This window comes from Solirhodobacter olei, from assembly GCF_004010155.1.
GTDB lineage: Bacteria > Pseudomonadota > Alphaproteobacteria > Rhodobacterales > Rhodobacteraceae > Solirhodobacter > Solirhodobacter olei.
The window spans coordinates 107,540-127,150 of sequence record NZ_RRYH01000008.1 but is presented as its reverse complement, the minus strand read 5'-3'; the positions used below and the strand labels follow the sequence as shown (position 1 = coordinate 127,150).

Annotated in this window: 21 protein-coding genes; 8 read left to right on the top strand and 13 right to left on the bottom strand. The window is 69.2% G+C overall.

Annotated features, from left to right (window positions below):
* Nucleotides 1–296 precede the first annotated feature (296 nt).
* The 4 genes from EIP85_RS07670 to EIP85_RS07655 form a co-directional block, all read right to left on the bottom strand.
* Entirely contained in the window at nt 297–1,064 is a 768-nt protein-coding gene (locus EIP85_RS07670) for a FadR/GntR family transcriptional regulator (RefSeq protein WP_127901586.1), read from the bottom strand.
* A gap of 75 nt (nt 1,065–1,139) precedes the next feature.
* A complete protein-coding gene (locus tag EIP85_RS07665) occupies nt 1,140–1,790 on the bottom strand; it encodes a YiaD family glycine zipper/OmpA-like lipoprotein (RefSeq protein ID WP_338325341.1) in 651 nt (216 codons plus the stop codon).
* A gap of 134 nt (nt 1,791–1,924) precedes the next feature.
* The gene (locus EIP85_RS07660) at nt 1,925–2,800 is read right to left on the bottom strand and encodes a methylated-DNA--[protein]-cysteine S-methyltransferase (RefSeq protein ID WP_127901635.1); all 876 of its coding nucleotides are present in this window, start codon (nt 2,798–2,800) and stop codon (nt 1,925–1,927) included.
* A gap of 95 nt (nt 2,801–2,895) precedes the next feature.
* Nucleotides 2,896–3,915, bottom strand: a complete 1,020-nt coding sequence (locus EIP85_RS07655; RefSeq protein WP_127901584.1) for a ribose-phosphate pyrophosphokinase — start codon at nt 3,913–3,915, stop codon at nt 2,896–2,898.
* Between the two features lie 102 nt (nt 3,916–4,017).
* Here EIP85_RS07655 and EIP85_RS07650 point away from each other — a divergent pair, with 102 nt between their 5' ends.
* Nucleotides 4,018–4,614, top strand: coding sequence for a 2-hydroxychromene-2-carboxylate isomerase (locus EIP85_RS07650; RefSeq protein WP_127901583.1), 597 nt, complete (start codon nt 4,018–4,020; stop codon nt 4,612–4,614).
* Entirely contained in the window at nt 4,611–5,387 is a 777-nt protein-coding gene (locus EIP85_RS07645) for an alpha/beta fold hydrolase (RefSeq protein ID WP_127901582.1), read from the top strand. The genes EIP85_RS07650 and EIP85_RS07645 overlap by 4 nt, the downstream gene beginning before the upstream one ends.
* 23 nt (nt 5,388–5,410) lie before the next feature.
* On the opposite strand, the gene EIP85_RS07640 is transcribed toward EIP85_RS07645, so the two are convergent.
* The 8 genes from EIP85_RS07640 to EIP85_RS07605 all read right to left on the bottom strand — a co-directional run bounded on the left by EIP85_RS07640 (nt 5,411) and on the right by EIP85_RS07605 (nt 12,457).
* Nucleotides 5,411–6,463 carry a threonine aldolase family protein gene (locus tag EIP85_RS07640; RefSeq protein ID WP_127901581.1) on the bottom strand — a complete coding sequence of 351 codons (1,053 nt, stop codon included), beginning with the start codon at nt 6,461–6,463 and terminating at the stop codon, nt 5,411–5,413.
* Nucleotides 6,464–6,931, bottom strand: a complete 468-nt coding sequence (locus EIP85_RS07635; protein ID WP_127901580.1) for a YcgN family cysteine cluster protein — start codon at nt 6,929–6,931, stop codon at nt 6,464–6,466.
* A 121-nt stretch (nt 6,932–7,052) separates the two neighbouring features.
* Nucleotides 7,053–7,634 carry a GNAT family N-acetyltransferase gene (locus tag EIP85_RS07630; RefSeq protein ID WP_127901579.1) on the bottom strand — a complete coding sequence of 194 codons (582 nt, stop codon included), beginning with the start codon at nt 7,632–7,634 and terminating at the stop codon, nt 7,053–7,055.
* Between the two features lie 57 nt (nt 7,635–7,691).
* Nucleotides 7,692–8,645 (bottom strand): bifunctional riboflavin kinase/FAD synthetase, encoded by a 954-nt coding sequence (locus EIP85_RS07625; protein ID WP_127901578.1) that lies wholly within the window; start codon nt 8,643–8,645, stop codon nt 7,692–7,694.
* 29 nt (nt 8,646–8,674) lie between these two features.
* Nucleotides 8,675–9,130 carry a MaoC family dehydratase gene (locus EIP85_RS07620; protein ID WP_127901577.1) on the bottom strand — a complete coding sequence of 152 codons (456 nt, stop codon included), beginning with the start codon at nt 9,128–9,130 and terminating at the stop codon, nt 8,675–8,677.
* 348 nt (nt 9,131–9,478) lie between these two features.
* Nucleotides 9,479–10,363 (bottom strand): TIGR01459 family HAD-type hydrolase, encoded by an 885-nt coding sequence (locus EIP85_RS07615; RefSeq protein WP_127901576.1) that lies wholly within the window; start codon nt 10,361–10,363, stop codon nt 9,479–9,481.
* A gap of 2 nt (nt 10,364–10,365) precedes the next feature.
* On the bottom strand, nt 10,366–11,283 hold the full coding sequence (locus EIP85_RS07610) for a manganese-dependent inorganic pyrophosphatase (RefSeq protein ID WP_127901575.1): 918 nt from the start codon (nt 11,281–11,283) through the stop codon (nt 10,366–10,368).
* 193 nt (nt 11,284–11,476) lie between these two features.
* The gene (locus EIP85_RS07605) at nt 11,477–12,457 is read right to left on the bottom strand and encodes a TraB/GumN family protein (RefSeq protein WP_164871666.1); all 981 of its coding nucleotides are present in this window, start codon (nt 12,455–12,457) and stop codon (nt 11,477–11,479) included.
* A gap of 335 nt (nt 12,458–12,792) precedes the next feature.
* Here EIP85_RS07605 and EIP85_RS07600 point away from each other — a divergent pair, with 335 nt between their 5' ends.
* The 5 genes from EIP85_RS07600 (at nt 12,793) to EIP85_RS07580 (ending at nt 17,948) form a co-directional block, all read left to right on the top strand.
* Nucleotides 12,793–13,080: a co-chaperone GroES gene (locus tag EIP85_RS07600; protein ID WP_127901573.1), complete on the top strand. Its 288-nt coding sequence runs from the start codon at nt 12,793–12,795 to the stop codon at nt 13,078–13,080.
* 51 nt (nt 13,081–13,131) lie between these two features.
* Nucleotides 13,132–14,778 (top strand): chaperonin GroEL, encoded by a 1,647-nt coding sequence (gene groL / locus EIP85_RS07595; RefSeq protein ID WP_127901572.1) that lies wholly within the window; start codon nt 13,132–13,134, stop codon nt 14,776–14,778.
* A 416-nt stretch (nt 14,779–15,194) separates the two neighbouring features.
* Nucleotides 15,195–15,815 carry a 30S ribosomal protein S4 gene (gene rpsD / locus EIP85_RS07590; RefSeq protein WP_127901571.1) on the top strand — a complete coding sequence of 207 codons (621 nt, stop codon included), beginning with the start codon at nt 15,195–15,197 and terminating at the stop codon, nt 15,813–15,815.
* A gap of 130 nt (nt 15,816–15,945) precedes the next feature.
* Entirely contained in the window at nt 15,946–17,034 is a 1,089-nt protein-coding gene (gene hisC / locus EIP85_RS07585; RefSeq protein ID WP_127901570.1) for a histidinol-phosphate transaminase, read from the top strand.
* A complete protein-coding gene (locus tag EIP85_RS07580) occupies nt 17,031–17,948 on the top strand; it encodes a prephenate/arogenate dehydrogenase family protein (protein ID WP_127901569.1) in 918 nt (305 codons plus the stop codon). Before hisC ends, EIP85_RS07580 begins: the two co-directional genes overlap by 4 nt.
* Nucleotides 17,949–17,954: 6 nt before the next feature.
* On the opposite strand, the gene EIP85_RS07575 is transcribed toward EIP85_RS07580, so the two are convergent.
* Nucleotides 17,955–18,947 carry a DUF2125 domain-containing protein gene (locus EIP85_RS07575; protein ID WP_127901568.1) on the bottom strand — a complete coding sequence of 331 codons (993 nt, stop codon included), beginning with the start codon at nt 18,945–18,947 and terminating at the stop codon, nt 17,955–17,957.
* Nucleotides 18,948–19,021: 74 nt separating this feature from the next.
* Here EIP85_RS07575 and EIP85_RS07570 point away from each other — a divergent pair, with 74 nt between their 5' ends.
* On the top strand, nt 19,022–19,570 hold the full coding sequence (locus EIP85_RS07570; RefSeq protein ID WP_127901567.1) for a gamma-glutamylcyclotransferase: 549 nt from the start codon (nt 19,022–19,024) through the stop codon (nt 19,568–19,570).
* The last annotated feature ends 41 nt before the right edge of the window (nt 19,571–19,611 follow it).

Genomic DNA, 19,611 nt, shown 5'->3' with positions numbered 1-19,611 from the left:
GTTATGGGGGGGGGATCTGGCGCGGCGGAGGGCAGGGCCCGACCGCGGGGGGGCGCCTGCCCCGGCTTCGGTCTGTCCGTTTATGGTGGAGATCTCCCTTCATCATTCCCCGCCGCGAGGGTGAAGAAGCGCCCGCCCGGGGGGCGGTCGGGCGCTGCCCGGCGGCCCTGCGTGCCGCGTTTCGGGCGGGGCCACGACCCGGCCAACCGAAGGGTTCTTTACGCCATAAACGGACAGATCTCGGCCGCTGTCAGCGCCCACCCGCGGACGGGCGCTGGCCCTGCTCCATGCAGAGGCTACCTTGCCTTTTCGTGCTCGTAGCGCTGGCGGGCGACGTCCTCGTTCCGCATCGCCTTCTGCTGGGCCTGCAGGGCGCCTGCGACGAAGTCCAGGTGGGCCTGCACCGCGGCGCGGGCGGCGGCGGGGTCGCGGCTCTGGACGCCCTCGTTGATCGCGCGGTGCTGGTCGAGAAGGGCCAGCCGCGTGGTGCGCTGCTTGAACATGACCTGGCGGTTGTAGAAGACGCCCTCGCGCAGGAGATCGAACATCGAGCGCATCATGTGCAGCATGATGACGTTGTGGCTGGCCTCGATGATCGCCATGTGGAACTCGGCGTCCAGCCGGGCCTCCTCGGCCGTGCTGCGCTTCTGGTGGGCGGCCTCCATCTTGGCGAAGACGCTGGCCACCACCTTCAGGTCGGTCTCGGAACCCAGCGTCGCCGCGCGTTCGGCGGCGAGGCCCTCCATGTCGCGGCGGAAGTCGATGTAGTCGAAGACCGCCTCGTCATGCTGGGCGAAGAGTTCGACCAGGGCGGGCGAGAAGGCGGAGCCGAGAACCTCGGCCACGTAGATCCCGGCGCCGGGCCGGGCGGCGAGGAGGCCATGCTCCTCCAACTCCGCCACCGCCTCGCGCAGGGAGGGGCGGGAGACGCCGAGCTGGTCGGAGAGCGCGCGCTCCGAGGGCAGGCGGTCGCCCGGGCGCAGCACGCCGCGCAGGATCAGCAGCTCGATCTGCCGGACGACTGCGGCGGAAAGTTTCTCTGGCATGACTCTCTGAAACGGCATGTCCGACCTCGAATTGGTCAGATCATATGACCGGACCCGCAGAGGTCAATCCACCGAAAGCGGGCCCGGGACCGATCAGCCCTGATTCAGCGGGTGGATGTGGATCTCCACCCGGCGGTTCTGGGCCCGGCCCGCGGCCGTCAGATTGGTCGCGACGGGGTCGCTTTCGCCCTTGCCATAGGCCAGCAGCCGGTCGGGGCGGACGCCGTCGTCCATCAGGATGCCCTCGACCGCCTGGGCGCGGCGGAAGGAGAGGGTCTGGTTGTGCGCGGCCGGGCCGGTGTTGTCGGTATGGCCGACGATGGTGATCTTGCTGTCGGGGTTGTTGTTCAGGTTCTGGGCCAGCTTGCCCAGCTCGCGCTGCAGGCCCGGGCGGACCGCCGTGCTGTCGGTCGCGAAGAGGATGTCCTCGGGCAGGGTCACCACCAGCTCGCTGCCGGTGTTCTGCACGGTGGCGTTGCTGCCGAGGGAGGAGCGCAGCTCGCGCGCCTGATGGTCGAGCGTGCCACCGGCGATGGCGCCCACCACCCCGCCCGCCACCGCGCCGAGCGCGGCGTTGCCGAGCTTGCTGTGCCCGCCCGAAAGGGCGCCCGCGAGCCCGCCCACGACCGCGCCCGCCATTGCGCCGGTCTCGGCATTGGCGTTCGGGTTGTAGGCGCCGTTGTTCGACATGCAGCCGGAGAGGGCGAGCGCCCCCGCGGCGGCCAGGAGGAAGGCAGATTTCATCAGGTGCAGCTCCGCTCGTCTCGATCGCCCCCTTCCGGGGCTTTCGGGCGTTATACCGGAGTGGGGGCAGCCCTGCCAGACCGTGCCGGGGCCGGGCGGCGCGTGGTGTGTTCACGTCTCGCGGCGCCGCGGCGTCAGAGGCCGGCGCGGGCCGCCTCCCAGGCCAGGATCGCGCGCTTGACGGGCAGGCCCCAGTGGTAGCCGCCGAGGGCGCCCGTGGTTCTGAGCGCGCGGTGGCAGGGGATCAGGAAGCTGATCGGGTTGCGGCCCACGGCGGTGCCCACGGCGCGCTGCGCGGTCGGGTGGCCGACGGCGCGGGCGATGTCGGTATAGGTGGTCACATGGCCGGTGGGAACCCGCAGCAGCGCCTCCCAGACCTTGATCTGGAACGGCGCGCCGATGAGGTAGAGCGGCACCGGATCGGCCGCGTCCGCGCCGAAGGCGGCGAGCGCCCAGGGGGCGAGGCGGGTGGGATCCTCGACGAAATCGGCGCGGGGCCAGCGGGCGAGGAGGTCGGCCATCGCCGCCTCGGCCCCGGTCTCCGCCGCGAAGCCAATGCCGCAGATGCCCTTCTCCGTTCCCATTACCAGCGCCGGGCCGAAGGGGCTTTCGAACCAGCCCCAGAAGATCGTCAGCCCCGCGCCGCCGCGGGCGTAATCGCCGGGGCTCATCGCCTCCCAGCGGAGAAACAGGTCGTGCAGGCGGCCGGTGCCGGAGAGGCCGGCCTCCAGCGCGGTCTCGAGCACCGTGTGACGCTCGGCCAGCATCCGGCGGGCGAGGTCCAGCGTCAGGTATTGCTGGTAGCGCTTAGGCGAGACGCCGACCCAGCGGCTGAAGACGCGCTGGAAATGCGCCGGGCTCATGCCCATGCGGGAGGCCAGCTCGTCCAGCGAAAGCTGGGCGCCGCCGGCGTCGATCTCTTCCAGCGCGCGGCCGATGACGCGGTAGTGGTAGGCGGGGCTGTCGGTATCGGTGCCGATATTGGCGGGGCCGGGGCGTCCGGCGGTCATGTCTTCGGGCATCTGGGGGCTCCTTTGCCCCCAATCTAGCCCCGCTGCGCCGCTGTCACGACCCGGTTCCTGCGGCTTCGGCACGTCCGGGCCGGTTACTGGCGGGAGTACATGCCCTCGTAGATCGGAACCAGCGTGTCGACCTCGAAGAGCGAGGAGACGGAGGTGCCGTTCCAGATGTTCAGGATCGCCTGGGCGAACATCGGCGCGGTCGGCACGATGCGGATGTTGGGCGCGCGCTTCACCGGCTCGGGCTGGCCGATCGAGTCGGTGATCACCAGGCTCTTCAGCTTGGAATTGGTCACCCGTTCCACCGCCGGGCCGGAGAGGACGCCGTGGGTGATATAGGCGTGGACCTCCTTCGCGCCGGTGCTGATCAGCAGGTCCGCCGCCTTCACCAGAGTGCCGGCGGTGTCGCAGATGTCGTCGACGATGATGCAGGTCTGGCCCTGCACGTCGCCGATCACCGTCATCTCGGCCACTTCGCCGGGGCGCACGCGGCGCTTGTCGACGATGGCGAGGCCGCAGCCGATCCGCTGGGCGAGCTCGCGCGCCCGGCCGACGCCGCCGACATCCGGCGAGACCACGGTGACACCCTGAAGCTGGCCCTTGAAGTGGTGTTCGATATCCAGCGCGAAGACCGGGGCGGCGTAGAGGTTGTCGACCGGGATGTCGAAGAAGCCCTGGATCTGGGCGGCGTGCAGGTCGAGGGTCAGCACCCGCTCGATCCCGGCCTGGGTGATGAGGTTCGCCACCAGCTTGGAGGAGATCGGCGTGCGCGCCTTGGTGCGGCGGTCCTGCCGTGCGTAGCCGAAATAGGGGATCACGGCGGTGATGCGCGAGGCCGAGGAGCGGCGCAGCGCATCGGTCATGATCAGGAGTTCCATAAGGTTGTCGTTCGCCGGGTTCGAGGTCGACTGGATGATGAACATGTCCTCGCCGCGGACGTTCTCGAAGACTTCGACGAAGATCTCCTGGTCGTTGAAACGCTCGACCCGTGCGTCGACGAGGTCGACGGACATGCCGCGGTGCATCGACATCCGGCGCGCGATCGCCTGGGCAAGGGGTTTGTTCGCGTTTCCGGAGATCAGCTTCGGTTCGCTCATGGCAGCCATATCGGGGTCCTTGGCAGAGGTCGCATGACGGATTCGTAACGTTGACACCGCTTAGCACCGGGCTACGGTCTTGCAAACAGAGGCAGTGGAGCGCGCGCGCAAATGAAGCAAATCGATTACTTTTTCTCCACCATCTCGCCCTATACCTACCTTGCGGGCGAGCGGCTGGAGGAGATCGCGGCCCGCCACGGCGCCTCTGTGCGCTACAAGCCGGTAGACATCTCGGCGCTGTTTTCGCGCACCGGTGGTACGCCGCCGAAGGACCGCCACCAGAGCCGGCAGGAATACCGGCTGCAGGAGCTGCGGCGCCAGGCGGCGAAGCTGGGGATGGAGATCAACCTCAAGCCTGCGTTCTTCCCGACGAACTCGGCGCCCTCCTCCTATGCGATCATCGCGGCGCAGGAGACTGGCGGCGGCGACATGGGCGCGCTGGTGCATGGGTTCACCCGGGCCTGCTGGGCGGAGGAGCGCGACGTGGCCGAGGACGAGGTGATCCGCGACGTGCTTTCGCGCGCGGGCTTCGATCCGGGGCTGGCGTCGTCGGGCCTTCTCCTGGGGGCGGAGACCTATGTGAAGAACCTGGAGGAGGCGGTGAACCGCGGCGTCTTCGGCGCGCCCTTCTACATCGTGGGCGAAGAGCGGTTCTGGGGTCAGGACCGGCTGGAGGACCTGGACCTGCACCTGGCCGGCAAGCTGTGAGCACGCGTCATTACGGCCATGGGCCGCTGAATGCGCTGGCGCTTCATTGCTCGCTGGCTCATGCCGGGGAATGGGCGGGGATCGGCGCCGCGCTGGCGGAGAGCGTCACGCTGACCTGCTGCGACCTGATCGGCCACGGCACGGCGCCGGACTGGGTGGCGGGGACCGATCCGACGGAAAGCTCGGAAGCGATCGCGCTCCAGGCGCTGCCGGGGGATCGGGTCGACGTGATCGGCCATTCCTTCGGTGCGGTGGTGGCGCTGCGGCTGGCGCTGAACCATCCGGGCCGCGTGCGCCGGCTGGTGCTGATCGAGCCCACGCTTTTCGCCGCCGCCCGGGCGGCGGGTTCGCCCGAGGTCGCCCCGCATCTGACCGCGCACACCGATTTCGCCCAAGCCATTGCAGCGGGCGAGGCTGAGCGCGCGGCGGCGCTTTTCACCGCAGACTGGGGGACGGGAGAGGACTGGGCGCGCCTGCCCGAGCGCCAGCGCCGTTATATTGCGGAGCGTATCCACCTGATCCCGGCGGCCAACCCGGCGCTGATGGAGGATTGCGGCGGGCTGCTGGCGCCCGGGCGGCTGGAGGGCCTCGCCTGCCCGGTGCTGCTGATCGAGGGTGGAGCCTCGCCCGCGATCGTTCCGGCCATCGCGGCGGCGCTGGCGGCGCGGCTGCCGCAGGCGCGCCGGGCCGTGGTGGCTGGGGCGGGCCACATGCTGCCCGTCACCCATGTAGCAGAGGTCGCGGGCGAGATCGGGCGGTTCCTGACCGCCTGATCCGCGCCGGACCCGGCCCGCGATCAGCCGCGGATCAGCTCGGCGAAGCGATCCACCTCGGCCTCGGTCGTCGACCAGGAGGCGACGAAGCGGGCGGTCAGGGGCGTGTCATCCGCGCCCTCGGTCAGGCTGTCGTCGCTCATCATGTAATAGGCCGCGCCGGCCTGGCGGACCTTGCGGTGGGTCGCGCGGGGCAGGGCCGCGAACATCAGGTTCGCGGCCGGCTGCGGGTCGAGCCTGCCACCGGGGGCTGCCGCGATGGCGGCGGCGAGGCGCTGGCCCATCGCGTTGGCGTTCCGGGCGAGGCGGAGCCAGAGGTCATCCTCCAGATAGGCCGCCATCTGCGCCGCGAGATAGCGGTGCTTGGAGAAGAGATGGCCGCCGCGCATCCGCCGCAGCTCGAACTCCAGCGCCTTGGCGGGATCGAAGATCACCACCGCCTCGGCCCCCATCAGCCCGTTCTTGGTGCCGCCGAAGCTCAGGACGTCGATGCCGGATTTCCAGGTCATCTCTGCCGGGGTGGCGCCGGTGGCGACCAGCGCGTTGGCGAAGCGGGCGCCGTCCATGTGGCTGGGCAGGCCGCGCGCCTTTGCGACGTCGGTCAGGGCCGCGACCTCGGCCGGGGTGTAGACGGTGCCCTGCTCGGTGAGGTTCGTCAGGCTCAGCATTCCCGGGCGCAGGTGGTGCACGTCCGGGTGCGCGATCTCGGCGATGGTGCGGGCGAGCGCCTCGGGCGAGATCTTGCCGTCGGCCTCGCCGGTGGGGACCAGCTTCGCCCCGGCGGTGTAGAATTCGCCTGCGCCGCATTCGTCGACGGCGATATGGGCCTTGTGATGGCAGAAGACGGTGGCGAAGGGCGGGCACATCAGCCCGAGCGCCAGCGCATTCGCCCCGGTGCCGGTGGCGACGAGGTAGACCGCCGCCTCCGGCGCCTCGAAGAGGGTGCGGATGCGGTTGCGCACATGCGCGGTCAGCGCGTCGGCGCCATAGGGCATGGCATGGCCGTCATTGGCGGCGGCCAGCGCGGCCATGACCTCGGGCGCGGCGGCCGAGGCATTGTCGGAGATGAAAAACATTCAGGGTTCCCCTTCGATCACGTAGTCTTCCCAATCCTCTTCCGGCACCTCGAATTCCGGCACCGTCCAGCCGCGCACCGACTCGCCTGCGGCATGGACGCTTTCGGGATCGCCGGTCAGCAGCGGATGCCAGTCCGGCAGCGGCTCGTCCCGCCAGCGCAGGCGGTAGGCGCAGGTCTTCGGCAGCCAGTAGGCCACGTCCTTGATCGTCTTCGGGGTGAGGAACACGCATTCCGGCACGAACTGCCGGCGGATATCGTACTGGGAGCAGCGGCAGGTTTCGCCGTCGAGCAGGCGGCAGGCGAGACGGGTGAAGGCGACCTCGCCGGTCTCCTCGTCCTCGAGCTTGTTCAGGCAGCATTTGCCGCAGCCGTCGCAGAGGGCCTCCCATTCGCGGGGGGTCAGGGAGGTCAGCGGCTTTTCCCAGAAACGGGGACGCAGGTGGTCGCGGGGGATCGGGTCTTTCATGGCCGGCAAAGTGGCGCGGCGGGGCGGGAAAGAAAAGGCCCCTCCGCGTGCTTCTTTCACCTTGGTCCAAATATTCCGGGGGCGGCGAAGGCGGGGGCAGCGCGCCGTTCCGTTCCTCGGCCTAAAGCTCCAGCCGCATCAGGGGGCGGCCCGGCTTCTGGCGGGCGACCTCGCGAAACCCGGCCTTTTCGAAGACGCGGGTGGAGCCGACGTAGAGGCCGATGGATTTCGATTGCCTGGCCTGGTCCATCGGTGCCGCCTCCAGCAGGCGGGCGCCGGAGGCGCGAGCGTGGGCGATGCCGGCGGCGAGCATCGGGTGGCTCAGGCCGCGGCCGCGCTCGGGGCGGGCGAAGAAGAAGCAGGAGATGGCCCAGACCGAGGCATCGTCGGCCGGGGCGTCGGGCAGGGGCGTGGTGGCGCGGCGCGGGTTGTTCCATTCCGGTACGTCGGCGCGCGGGCCGATCTGCATCCAGCCGATCGCCGAGGCGCCGCGATAGGCCAGAAGCCCCGGCGGCGGGCCGGAGCGGATGCGGGCGACCATCAGGGCGTGGCGCTCCGCGTCCGGCATGTCCTGGCGGATCTTGGAGCGGAGGCGGTAATGCGTGCACCAGCAGCCGTAGCAGGCGCCGGAGGGGCCGAAGAGCGCCTCCCAGTCCGGAATGCGGTCTGGCGTCAGCGGGGCGAAGGTGAGGGCGTCGGACATGAGAACCTCCAAGATGTTCCCATATTGTTCGCGGCCAGGGCAGGCGTCAAGCGGGCCTCAGACCCCGGCGAGGATCTCGCGGGCGCGGGTGCAGTCTTCCTCCATCTGCGCGATGAGTTCGGGCAGTCCGGTGAACTTCAGCTCGGGCCTGAGAAACTCCACCAGCGCGACGGAGAGGTCGGCGCCGTAGAGGTCGCCCGCGAAGTCCAGCAGGAAGGTTTCGAGGTTCGGGAGGTTCTCGCCGAACATCGGGCGGATGCCGAGCGAGGCCGCGCCGTCATAGGTGCCGATGTTCGGGCCGGAGAGCACGTCGACCTTCACCGCATAGACCCCGAAGCGGGGCGGGTGGAGGCCGGAGATGTCCATGTTGGCGGTCGGGTAGCCGAGGTCGCGGCCGCGCTTCTCGCCATGGATCACCGGGCCCTCGATGCGGTGCCAGTGGCCGAGCATCCGCGCCGCGTCGCCGGGCCGGCCGGCGGAGAGGGCCTCGCGGATCGCGGTGGAGGAGATCTCGTCCCCCGCGTCGCCGACGAGTTCGGCGATGGTGGTGGTGAAGCCCAGCTCCTGCCCGAGGGCGGCGAGGTCCGCCGCGGTGCCCGTGCGGCCCTTGCCGAAGCAGAAATCGCTGCCCACGACGACATGCGAGATGCCGAGGCCGCGGGCGAGGACGTCCTCGGCAAAGGCGCGGGGCGACATGGCGGCGAGGTCCGCGGTGAAGGGAAGCTCGTAGAGCCGTTCGACGCCGAGCTTTTCCATCCGGTGGTCGCGCGCCTCGGCGTTCATCAGCCGGAACGGGGGCGCCGCGGGGGCGAAGAATTCGCGCGGGTGCGGTTCGAAGGTGACGACGCCGAGCGGGGCGCCGAGCGCGCGGGCCCGGTCGCGCGCCAGCCCGATGACCGCCTGGTGGCCGAGGTGGACGCCGTCGAAATTGCCCATGGCGACGGAGGCGCCACGATCGGCCTGTTCCAGACCGCGCCCGTCAACCCCTTGCCAAGACTTCAGAATCCGCATCGTCCCGCCATGGGCGGGCGGGCCCGCCGTCAGTCGAATTTCCGGCTTGGCGCCCGCACCAGCGCCTCGCCCTTCAGCACGACCGTATCGCCCACAAGGCAGCGACAATCAAGGGCGACCCGGCGTCGGGCGTGGTCGATGGAGAGGACCTCGACTTCGGCGCGGACCAGGTCCCCGGGGCGGACGGGGGCGAGAAAGGTCAGGCTCTGGCCGAGGTAGACGGAGCCGTGGCCGGGAAGCTGCTCGCCGATGACGGCGGAGATCAGCCCCGCCGTGAGCATGCCGTGGGCGATGCGGCCCTCGAAGATCGTGTCGCGGGCGTAGGCGTCGTCGAGATGGACCGGGTTATGGTCGGTCGAGATCTCGGCGAAGAGTTCGATGTCGCGGTCGGTGAGGCGCTTTTGCAGCGCGCGGGTCATGCCGATCTCGAGGTCCTCGATGCAGATCGTGCCTCGGGGCAGGTTGTCGTTGGGCCTGTCGAGCATCGGGTGCGTCCCTCCGGGATGTTGCGGTGCAGCATAAGCGGACGGAGGGGCGCGCGCAAGATGGGAGGGTAATTTAATTATATATAGCAGCACAAAATTATAATAATGATGCTCTGCGATTCACGAGAGGCGGGGCGGAGGGGCAGTGCCTGTCCGCGGGTGGGCGCTCGCGGCGAGGAGTGTCTGTCCGTTTATGGCGAAAATAACCCCTTCTTTTTGCCGGGGCGGCAGACTCACCCGAAGCGCCCGCCCTTCGGGGCGGACGGGCGCTGGCCCGGCGTAGCTGCGCGACGCTGTTTCGGGCCGAAAGGGAGTATTTGGGCCAAGAAGAAGGGGGAGCGTCCCGGCCTACGCCAGCTTCGGGATGGCTGCCGTCGGGCTGAGGCTGCGTTCGGCCAGCCAGTGTTCGAGCTTCAGGGCATCGGGCGCGCGCGGGTCGGGGCCGAAGTCGGAGGCGTTGATTCCGCCGGTGACGAAGAGCGTGTCGATCCCCTCGGCGATGCCGCCGCGGATGTCGGTGTCGATGCCGTCGCCGATGCCGAGGATCGCGTCGTCCTTCAGCTCGCGCCCGAGGATCTCGCCCAGCCGGCGCCGCGCCAGCAGGTAGATCGGGGCGTGGGGCTTGCCGAAATAGAGCGCGCGGCCGCCGAGATCCTCGTAATCGCGCGCCAGCGCCCCGGCGCACCAGGCCCGCCGGTCGCCGAAGTCAACGACGATGTCGGGGTTGGCGCAGAGCATCGGCAGCCCGCGGGTCTTCGCGTCTAGGAGCACGGCGCGGTAGGCCTCCGGCGTCTCGGTCTGGTCGTCGACGAGGCCGGTGCAGACGACGCCCTCGGCCTCGTCCATCGGCACGCGGGTGATCGAGGAGAGGCGCTCGGCGCCCTCGGTCATCTCGGTGAAGAAGGGTTCGTCCTTAGGCGCGCCGATATGGTAGACGCGGCGGCCGACGAGGCCGGCGACCAGCGCCTCCTGCGCGGCGTCGCCGGAGGAGACGACGACGTCATAGGCGTCATGCGGCACGCCCATTCGGTCGAGCTGACGGATCACGCTGGCCGCCGGGCGGGGCGCGTTGGTGACGAGCGCGACGCGGCCGCCGGTGGCACGGAAGGACTGCAGCGCAGCCACGGCCTCGGGGAAGGGTTCGTGGCCGTTGTGCAGGCACCCCCAGAGGTCGCAGACGAGCGCGCTGTAGCCCTCCGAGATTTCGGCGAGCTTTCCGATGATGCGGGTCATGGTCAGAGCTTCAGCGCGGGAATGATCTGTTTCTTGCGGCTCATGATGCCCGGCAGGACCACGGTGTCGCCGGTCACCGTGCAGGCGAAGCTCGCCTCGGCGATGTCCTTCACCAGCGCGTTCGGGACCAGCAGCGTCGCCTCTTCCTTCAGGATGTCGATGATGAAGAGCAGGACCTGGTCGGCGCCGTCTTCGGCCGCCACCGCGGGCATGGAGGCCATCAGGCTTTCCTTGCGGTCCAGAAGCACCTTCGGGGCGGTCGTCTCCAGCACCGAGACGCGGAGCTGCTTGCCCGCGACCTCGTATTCCTTCGAGTCCATCCGGAGGAGCGCCGCGTCGGAGAAGGCGGAGACGTCGGACTTGGCGGCGAAGAGCTCCTCGGCATAGGCCGGGATCGAGACGCCGAGATCGCGCGCCAGCCCCTCGGCCACGGCGCGGTCATGCGCGGTGGTGGTGGGGGAGCGGAATTCCAGCGTGTCGGAGAGGATGCAGGAGAGCATCGCGCGCTTGATGCTTTCCGGCATCTTAGCGGCATCCGCGCCCATCAGGTCGAACATCACGGTGGCGGTGCAGGCGAGCGGGCGGATGGTGATGTCGATCGGGCCCTTGGTCTTCAGCCCGCCGGCCAGCATGTGGTGGTCGATGATCTGCAGCACGTTCGCCTCGTTGATCGAGGGCGGCAGTTCGGCCGGGTTGTTGGTGTCGACGACGACGCAGGCCTCGCCCGCCGCCACGTCGGCGATGATCTCGGGCTTCTCGATGCCGCAGCGCTTCAGCACGAAGGCGGCCTCGGTGTTCGGCTCGCCGAGCAGGACGGGGCGGGCGGGGGTGCCCTTCACCTCGGTCAGGTACCAGGCCCAGACGATGGGCGAGCAGGTGGCGTCGGTGTCGGGGGACTTGTGGCCGAAGACCTTGATCATGGCGTGCTTCCGTGCGGATGGCTGTTTTTCGCGCGCCTTATAGGCGGTGCAGCATGGGATGTCACGGGCGCCGCGCGCGCATCCGCCGCCGCCTTTGCGCCCCTGACTTTTCCAGGTGCATATACTCCGGGGGTGCGGGGGCGGCGCCCCCGCGCGGGCCCTTCGTCTCGGAAGGCCGCCTCTGAACGCCGCCTCAGAACGGCAGCCGGGTCAGGGTGAAGCCCCGCTCGTGCAGCAGGTTCAGGAGCCCGTCGCGGTCCCCCAGATGCGCCGCGCCGACGGCGACGAAGACGGTTCTGCCCTTCGCCGCGGCGAGAAGCGGCTTCATCCAGGCGCGGTTGCGGTCGGTGAGAAGGAGCCGCTGAAGCCGGGCGAAATCGGCGGCATTGGCCGTCTCGCTTGCGCCCGGGGCGGCGAGGGCAAGCTTGCGGCTCCACGACCACATCAGCTGGCGGTCGCCCCGGAAATAGGCGTCGAGCATCGTGGTGTTGAGGTCGTCCTGGTTTGTTCCCGGCGCCAGCGCCTGGCGCAGCATGGCAAGCTGGCCCGCTTCGCCGAGCCGGTCGAAGGCGTCGAGCGTGGTCTGCCAGGGTTCCAGCGACAGGATCGGGACATGCGCCGCCTCGGCCTTCGCCATCAGCCGGCGGTCGAGCCCCATCTCTGCCGTCTTCACCCCGTGGCAGGCGGGCAGGCCGATCAGCACCGCCACGTACCAGGGCTGCATCTTGGCGGCGAAGAAGGGCGGGACGCCGCGGGCCTTCAGCTCGGCCGACAGCCGCGACCACTCGGCGGGAGAGAGCGCCTCGGGCAGCGTCGGCCCGCTGGTGTTGACCAGCATCTCGGGATGGGCGGCCAGATGATCCTTCATCGCCTGCATCTGGTCGGGGCCGGCCTCGACGAGGAGTGCGGAGGCGGCATCGAGATAGGGCACGAGCTTCGGCACGATGGCGTCGAAGCGGGGATCGTTGAGGTGGTAGGTCCCGGCGAGCGTGATCGTGGTCGCCCCCTTGCGGGCCTGCCAGAAGTTGCCGTCGGGATAGGGCACGTCCCCCACGAGCGCGGCCTTTTCGGCGGCGCTGGCATGGGCGAGGAGGTCGTGGCCCTGGCAGGCCGCCTCGATCGCGCCGGCGGGGGCGGCGAGGAGCAGGAACAGCAGGACGAGAAGGCGCGGCACTGGCGGTGCTCCGGTCGGGGCGGGTCGGCGGAGGGTGCCAGCACGCCGGGGCGATGCCAAGGCCCTCCTGTGGCGCAGGCGGGGCGGGCGGCGGGTGGCAGGGACAGGGCGCGGGCGCGGGGTCTGGTTGCGAATCCCCGGCAGGGATGAAACACCCCCTGCCGTCGCCCCTTCGCCCGGGGGCGCCGGGGGCTGGTGCGCCGGCTTCCGCGAGCAGCCCGGAAATTACCCGGGCGGGAGTTGACATGCTCCGGGACGGTCTCTACATCCGCTGCGTTAGCACTCGCGAGGAGTGAGTGCTAATACGGATAAACTTGGACCCTAGGGAGTTCACCATGGCATTCAAACCGCTGCACGATCGCGTGCTCGTCCGCCGCGTGGAAGGCGAGGAAAAGACCAAGGGCGGGCTGATCATCCCCGATTCCGCCAAGGAAAAGCCGGCCGAAGGCGAAGTCATCTCCGTCGGCGAAGGCGCGCGCAAGGATTCGGGCGAACTGATCGCCCCGGCCGTCAAGGCAGGTGACCGCATCCTGTTCGGCAAGTGGTCGGGCACCGAGGTCACCATCGACGGGGCCGAACTGCTGATCATGAAGGAAAGCGACATTCTCGGCATCATCGCCTGAGACCGCCGCTGACCTTTTACCCAATTTAACGACAACCAGGAGCACAGCAATATGGCTGCCAAGGACGTCAAATTCGAATCCGATGCCCGCGAGCGCATGCTGCGTGGCGTCAACATCCTCGCCGATGCGGTGAAGGTGACGCTGGGCCCGAAGGGCCGCAACGTGGTGATCGAGAAGAGCTTCGGCGCGCCGCGCATCACCAAGGACGGCGTGACCGTCGCGAAGGAAGTCGAGCTCTCGGACAAGTTCGAGAACATGGGCGCCCAGATGGTGAAGGAAGTCGCTTCCCGCACCAACGACGAGGCCGGCGACGGCACCACGACCGCGACGGTTCTGGCCCAGGCCATCGTCAAGGAAGGCATGAAGTCGGTCGCGGCCGGCATGAACCCGATGGACCTGAAGCGCGGCATCGACCTGGCCTGCGCCAAGGTCGTGGAAGCGATCAAGGCCGCCGCGCGCCCGGTGTCCGATAGCGCCGAGGTTGCCCAGGTCGGCACCATCTCCGCCAACGGCGAGACCGAGATCGGCCGCCAGATCGCCGACGCGATGCAGAAGGTCGGCAACGAGGGTGTCATCACCGTCGAGGAGAACAAGGGCCTGGAGACCGAGACCGAGGTCGTCGAAGGCATGCAGTTCGACCGCGGCTACCTGAGCCCCTACTTCGTCACCAACGCCGACAAGATGACCGCGGATCTGGAAGACTGCCTCATCCTGCTGCACGAGAAGAAGCTCTCGTCGCTGCAGCCGATGGTGCCGCTGCTGGAATCCGTCATCCAGTCGCAGAAGCCGCTGCTGATCATCGCGGAAGACGTCGAAGGCGAAGCGCTGGCGACCCTCGTGGTCAACAAGCTGCGTGGCGGCCTGAAGATCGCCGCCGTGAAGGCCCCGGGCTTCGGCGACCGCCGCAAGGCCATGCTGCAGGACATCGCGATCCTGACCGGCGGCCAGGTGATCTCGGACGACCTCGGCATGAAGCTGGAGAACGTCACGATCGACATGCTCGGCACGGCGAAGAAGGTCGTCATCAAGAAGGATGACACCACCATCGTCGACGGCGCTGGCGACAAGGCCGAGATCGAGGCCCGCGTGTCCCAGATCCGTGCGCAGATCGAGGAAACCACCTCGGACTACGACCGCGAGAAGCTGCAGGAACGCGTGGCGAAGCTCGCCGGCGGTGTGGCTGTCATCCGCGTTGGCGGCATGACCGAAGTCGAAGTGAAGGAGCGCAAGGACCGCGTCGATGACGCGCTCAACGCGACCCGTGCCGCCGTTCAGGAAGGCATCGTTGTCGGCGGCGGCGTGGCGCTGATCCAGGCCGGCAAGGCGCTGGAAGGTGTCAAGGGCGCGAACGCCGACCAGGACGCCGGTGTCGTCATCGTCCGCAAGGCGCTGGAAGCGCCGCTGCGCCAGATCGCCCAGAACGCGGGCGTGGACGGTTCGGTGGTTGCGGGCAAGGTGCGCGAATCGACCGACCTGAAGTTCGGCTTCAACGCCCAGACCGAAGAATATGGCGACATGTTCAAGTTCGGTGTCATCGACCCGGCGAAGGTCGTGCGCACCGCGCTTGAGGATGCGGCCTCGGTCGCCGGTCTGCTGATCACCACGGAAGCGATGATCGCCGACAAGCCGGCCAAGGAAGGCGCTGGCGCCGGTGCCCCCGACATGGGCGGCATGGGCGGCATGGGCGGGATGATGTAATCCCGGCCATCTGGCCAGAGAGATCGGGAAGGGGCGGCATCTGCCGCCCCTTTTCGTTTGTGCGGGGGGGGGCGGTGGACGGTGCGCAATGAATGCGCACCCTACGGGCTTCGTGGTGAGGAGGGGCCGGGCCCGCCCTTGGGGGCGGACGGGCGCTGGCCCGGCGGTGCTGCGCACCGCTGTTTCGGGCCGGGGGAGCTTGGGGGCCTTTATTCCTTTCCCCTTACGCTCCCGCCCGTTGACTCCCCCGTCCGCGCCTGTATAAGCCCCGCTGTCCCGGCCCTCGTGGCCGGGCATTCATTTGGTGTTGGGGGCCCCCGCGAGGGGATGCCTGTCGTCCGAAGCCCGATCCGGGCCGAGGAAGAGGACAACGCCCTTCATATCGCCCCATTGGGGCCTCGAGAAGGAGAACAGCGGTGACCAAACGCACCTCTGCCAAGTACAAGATCGACCGCCGCATGGGCGAGAACATCTGGGGCCGTCCGAAGTCCCCGGTCAACAAGCGCGAATACGGCCCGGGCCAGCACGGCCAGCGCCGCAAGCAGAAGCTCTCGGACTTCGGCACGCAGCTGCGCGCCAAGCAGAAGCTGAAGGGCTACTACGGCGACGTGACCGAGAAGCAGTTCCGCCGCGTCTTCGCCGAGGCCGAACGGGTCAAGGGCGACACCGGCGAGAACCTCATCGGCCTGCTGGAGCGCCGTCTGGACGCGGTCGTCTACCGCGCCAAGTTCGTGCCGACCATGTTCGCCGCCCGCCAGTTCGTGAACCACGGCCATGTGACCGTGAACGGCCGCCGCACCAACATCCCCTCGTTCCGCGTGAAGGAAGGCGACGTGATCGAGGTGCGCGCCAAGTCGAAGCAGCTCGCCATCGTGCTGGAGGCCGTCGGCCTCGCCGAGCGTGACGTGCCCGACTACATCGAGGCCGACCATTCGAAGATGACGGCGACCTTCGTGCGCACCCCGGGGCTGGGCGACGTGCCCTACCCGGTGCACATGGAACCGAACCTCGTCGTCGAATATTACGCCAAGAACTGATCCCCCTACGGATGGGTCATGCCTTTGGAGGGCCGCACCATCCGGTGCGGCCCTTTTCCGTTTTCCCGACATGCCGCTTCCCTTAACCCCGGCCCGCCGCTAGAACCGCCCCGATCCATCGGAGAAGACCATGGCAGACGCCATCCGCCCGCAGCCCGGCATCATGGACATCGCGCTCTACGAGGGCGGGCAGTCGCATATCGCGGGCCACAACGACGTGGTGAAGCTGTCCTCGAACGAGAATCCGTTCGGACCCTCGGCCAAGGCCAAGGCCGCCTATGCACGCGCCGCCGAGACCCTGCACCGCTACCCCTCGACCGACCACGCGGGTCTGCGCGGCGCGATCGGCGAGGTCCACGGGCTCGATCCGGCGCGGATCATCTGCGGGGTGGGATCGGACGAGATCATCACCTTCCTCTGCCAGGCCTATGCCGGCCCCGGCGACGAGGTGCTGAGGACCGAGCACGGCTTCCTGATGTATGACATCTCCGCCCGTGCGGTGGGCGCGACGCCCGTCGCCGTGCCGGAGCGGGAGCGGGTGACGGATGTCGATGCGCTTCTGGCGGCCTGCACCGAGCGCACGAAGCTCGTCTTCCTCGCCAACCCGAACAACCCGACCGGCACGATGATCGGCGAGGCGGAGGTGGAGCGGCTGGCCGCCGGGCTGCCGGCTCAGGCGATCCTGGTGCTCGACGGGGCCTATGCCGAGTTCGTGGACGGGTTCGACGGCCATGCCGGACTCGTCTCGCGCCGCGAGAACGTGGTGATGACGCGGACCTTTTCGAAGATCTACGGGCTCGGCGGGCTCCGGATCGGCTGGGGCTACGGGCCGCGCGCGATCATCGACGTGCTGAACCGGATCCGCGGGCCGTTCAACCTTTCGGGCACGCAGCTGGAGGTCGCCGAGGCGGCGGTGCGCGACCAGGCCTACGTCGACCATTGCCGGGCCGAGAACGCCCGGATGCGGCGCTGGTTGGCGGAGGCGCTGGCCGAGGCGGGCGTGCCCTCCGACACGTCGATGACCAATTTCGTCCTCGCCCGTCTTGGCGATGCGGCGGAGGCGGAGGCCTGCGACGGCTTCCTGAAGTCGCAGGGGCTGATCGTGCGGCGGGTGGCGAGCTACGGGCTGCCGCACTGCCTGCGCATCACCGTGGGGGACGAGGAGAGCTGCCGCCGGGTCGCCCGCGCCGTGGCCGAGTTCAAGGGACGGCAGGGATGAGCGTGAGCTACGACAAGGTGGCGCTGATCGGGCTGGGCCTGATCGCGGGGTCGATGGCGCTGGCGATGCGCGAGAAGGGGCTGGTGGGCACGATCGCGGGCCATGCGCGCACGGCCGAGACGCGGGCGGTGGCGCTGGAGCTGGGGCTTTGCGACACGGTGCACGAGACCGCGGCCGAGGCCGTGCAGGGCGCCGACCTTGTGGTTCTCGCCGTGCCGGTGGGGGCGATGGCGGATGTGGCGCGCGAGATCGCGCCGCATCTGAAGCCGGGCGCGACCGTCACCGATGTCGGTTCCGTCAAGCAGGCGGTGATCGAGGCGGTGGCGCCGGAGATGCCGGAGGGCGTGCATTTCATCCCTGGCCACCCGCTGGCGGGGACCGAGCATTCCGGGCCGCGCTCGGGCTTTCCGACGCTCTTCGTCAACCGCTGGTGGCTGCTGACGCCGCTGCCGGAGGCCGATGCGGAGGCCGTCGCGAAGCTCCGCGCGCTGGTCGAGGCGATGGGCGCGCATGTCGACGAGATGGACGCGGCGCATCACGACCTGGTGCTGGCCGTGACCTCACACGCGCCGCACCTGATCGCCTACACGATGGTGGGCGTGGCCGACGACCTGCGCCGGGTGACGGACAGCGAGGTCATCAAGTATTCCGCTGCGGGGTTCCGGGATTTCACCCGGATCGCGGCCTCCGACCCGACGATGTGGCGCGACGTGTTCCTGACCAACCGGGAGGCGACGCTGGAGATTCTCGGCCGGTTCACAGAGGAGCTCTTTGCCCTTCAGCGCGCGATCCGCACCGGGGACGGAGAGCATCTTTTCGACTATTTCACCCGCACGCGGGCGATCCGGCGCGGCATCATCGAGGCCGGGCAGGACACCGCGGCGCCGGACTTCGGGCGTTCCAAGGGCGGCTGAGCCGCCTCAGCGCAGCAACGGCGCCGGGCCGAGGGGCAGGGGGCCGATGCTCATCCAGCCCTGGGCGAGGGAGATCGGGATCTCTACCTCATCGGGATTGGCGGAGCCCTTCGAGAGCTCCGTGAGCATGTTCGTCAGGGTTGGCGCCTGCGCGGGCTGGATCAGGCCGAGGCCTTCGGCCATCGGCACCAGCGTGCGCCAGTCCTTTGCCTTGATGTCGAGCGTGCCGTTCGCCCTGCCAGAGGCGTCCACCGTCAGCTTGCCGTGAAGCGAGAGACGCATCGGCCCCCAGCTCAGATGCGCGTCCTTCACGGTGAGGTCGGTCAGGTGCGGCGGTTTGCGGCCGATGTGACGGTTGATGGGCGCGTCGAAGCCGGCCTCGGCATCCAGATAGGCCTGCGAGGCCGCGGCGGGGAGCGCGCCTGCCGGGTCGAGCCGGGCCTTGAGGGCGGCGTCGGGGGTGATCTGGTCGGCCTCCAGCCCGATCTCCTGCGCGGTCTTGCGGGAGGGAAGGCGGCGGGCGGCGAGGCGCAGGCTCTGCGCCTTCACGGACCAGCCGAGGGAGGAGGCGAGGCCCGGGTCCTGCACCACGGCGATGAATTCGCGCAGCGCGAAGGAGAGGCCGGCGGCGAATTTCACGCTCGCCTCCATCTTCGTCGAGGTCAGGGTGAAGGTGCCCGCCGGGGTCTGCAGTTCCTGCCGGTGGGGGAGGGCCGCGATGTAATGGTAGGGGTTGTAGGAGAGCGCGAGAACCTGCGCGAAGGGCGCGCGCCAGGTCACCCCCGCCGCAGGATCGCCGAGCGCCACGTCGTTCACCGTCAGGTCGAAGCGGTTGGGGAAGCCCTCGACCCCGAGGCTCGAATAAGTCGCGGTGCGGCCCTGGGCCGTCTCGGCCGCGAAGAAGGCCTTGACCGCGCGGGTCTCGGCGCGCGAGCCGATGAACCACCAGCCGCCCCAGAGCGCGGCCGCGAGGATCACGACGACGGTCAGAATCCGCATCTCTGCCCTTTCCCTTGCCCGTCCCTGCTGTCTACAAGGGGCGCCGTGCGAGAGCCAGCGGGAAGGGGTGCGGCATGACGGAACCGCTTTGGGTGTTCGGCTACGGATCGCTGATCTGGCATCCGGGCTTTCCGGTGGCCGAGCGGCAGATCGCCCGGCTGGAGGGCTGGCACCGGTCGTTCTGCATGCATTCGATCCATCACCGCGGCACGGTCGAGGCGCCGGGCCTGGTCCTTGCGCTCGACGCGCGGGCGGGGGCGCATTGCGACGGCGTGGCCTTCCGGGTGGAGGATGGCGCGGAGGTGGAGACGCTGGCGGCGCTCAGGGAGCGGGAGCTGATCTCGTCCGCCTATTTCGAGACGCGGCAGGAGGTCTCCTTTCGCGATGGGCGCGTGGTCGACGCCGTGACCTTCGTGATCGACCCCGAGCACGGGCAATATGCGGGCGGCATGAGCCTTGAGGCGCAGGCCGAGGTGATCGCGCATGCGGTCGGCGGGAAGGGGCCGAATGCGGAGTATCTGGTGAACACCGCGCGGCATCTCGAGGAGCTGGGCATCGCCGACGCGGATCTGGCCTGGCTTGCCCGGAGGGTAGGCGAGATCGGGAAAATCCCGCGGGGCTGAACCGTTAACCGATGATTGCCGGTTGGCAGCGGGCGCGCTGC

Coding starts and splice junctions, on each gene's coding strand:
- EIP85_RS07670 (WP_127901586.1), bottom strand. CDS start 1,064: ATGCCGTTTCAGAGAGTCATGCCAGAGAAACTTTCCGCCGCAGTCGTC.
- EIP85_RS07665 (WP_338325341.1), bottom strand. CDS start 1,790: ATGAAATCTGCCTTCCTCCTGGCCGCCGCGGGGGCGCTCGCCCTCTCC.
- EIP85_RS07660 (WP_127901635.1), bottom strand. CDS start 2,800: ATGACCGCCGGACGCCCCGGCCCCGCCAATATCGGCACCGATACCGAC.
- EIP85_RS07655 (WP_127901584.1), bottom strand. CDS start 3,915: ATGGCTGCCATGAGCGAACCGAAGCTGATCTCCGGAAACGCGAACAAA.
- EIP85_RS07650 (WP_127901583.1), top strand. CDS start 4,018: ATGAAGCAAATCGATTACTTTTTCTCCACCATCTCGCCCTATACCTAC.
- EIP85_RS07640 (WP_127901581.1), bottom strand. CDS start 6,463: ATGTTTTTCATCTCCGACAATGCCTCGGCCGCCGCGCCCGAGGTCATG.
- EIP85_RS07635 (WP_127901580.1), bottom strand. CDS start 6,931: ATGAAAGACCCGATCCCCCGCGACCACCTGCGTCCCCGTTTCTGGGAA.
- EIP85_RS07630 (WP_127901579.1), bottom strand. CDS start 7,634: ATGTCCGACGCCCTCACCTTCGCCCCGCTGACGCCAGACCGCATTCCG.
- EIP85_RS07625 (WP_127901578.1), bottom strand. CDS start 8,645: ATGCGGATTCTGAAGTCTTGGCAAGGGGTTGACGGGCGCGGTCTGGAA.
- EIP85_RS07620 (WP_127901577.1), bottom strand. CDS start 9,130: ATGCTCGACAGGCCCAACGACAACCTGCCCCGAGGCACGATCTGCATC.
- EIP85_RS07615 (WP_127901576.1), bottom strand. CDS start 10,363: ATGACCCGCATCATCGGAAAGCTCGCCGAAATCTCGGAGGGCTACAGC.
- EIP85_RS07610 (WP_127901575.1), bottom strand. CDS start 11,283: ATGATCAAGGTCTTCGGCCACAAGTCCCCCGACACCGACGCCACCTGC.
- EIP85_RS07600 (WP_127901573.1), top strand. CDS start 12,793: ATGGCATTCAAACCGCTGCACGATCGCGTGCTCGTCCGCCGCGTGGAA.
- groL (WP_127901572.1), top strand. CDS start 13,132: ATGGCTGCCAAGGACGTCAAATTCGAATCCGATGCCCGCGAGCGCATG.
- hisC (WP_127901570.1), top strand. CDS start 15,946: ATGGCAGACGCCATCCGCCCGCAGCCCGGCATCATGGACATCGCGCTC.
- EIP85_RS07580 (WP_127901569.1), top strand. CDS start 17,031: ATGAGCGTGAGCTACGACAAGGTGGCGCTGATCGGGCTGGGCCTGATC.
- EIP85_RS07575 (WP_127901568.1), bottom strand. CDS start 18,947: ATGCGGATTCTGACCGTCGTCGTGATCCTCGCGGCCGCGCTCTGGGGC.
- EIP85_RS07570 (WP_127901567.1), top strand. CDS start 19,022: ATGACGGAACCGCTTTGGGTGTTCGGCTACGGATCGCTGATCTGGCAT.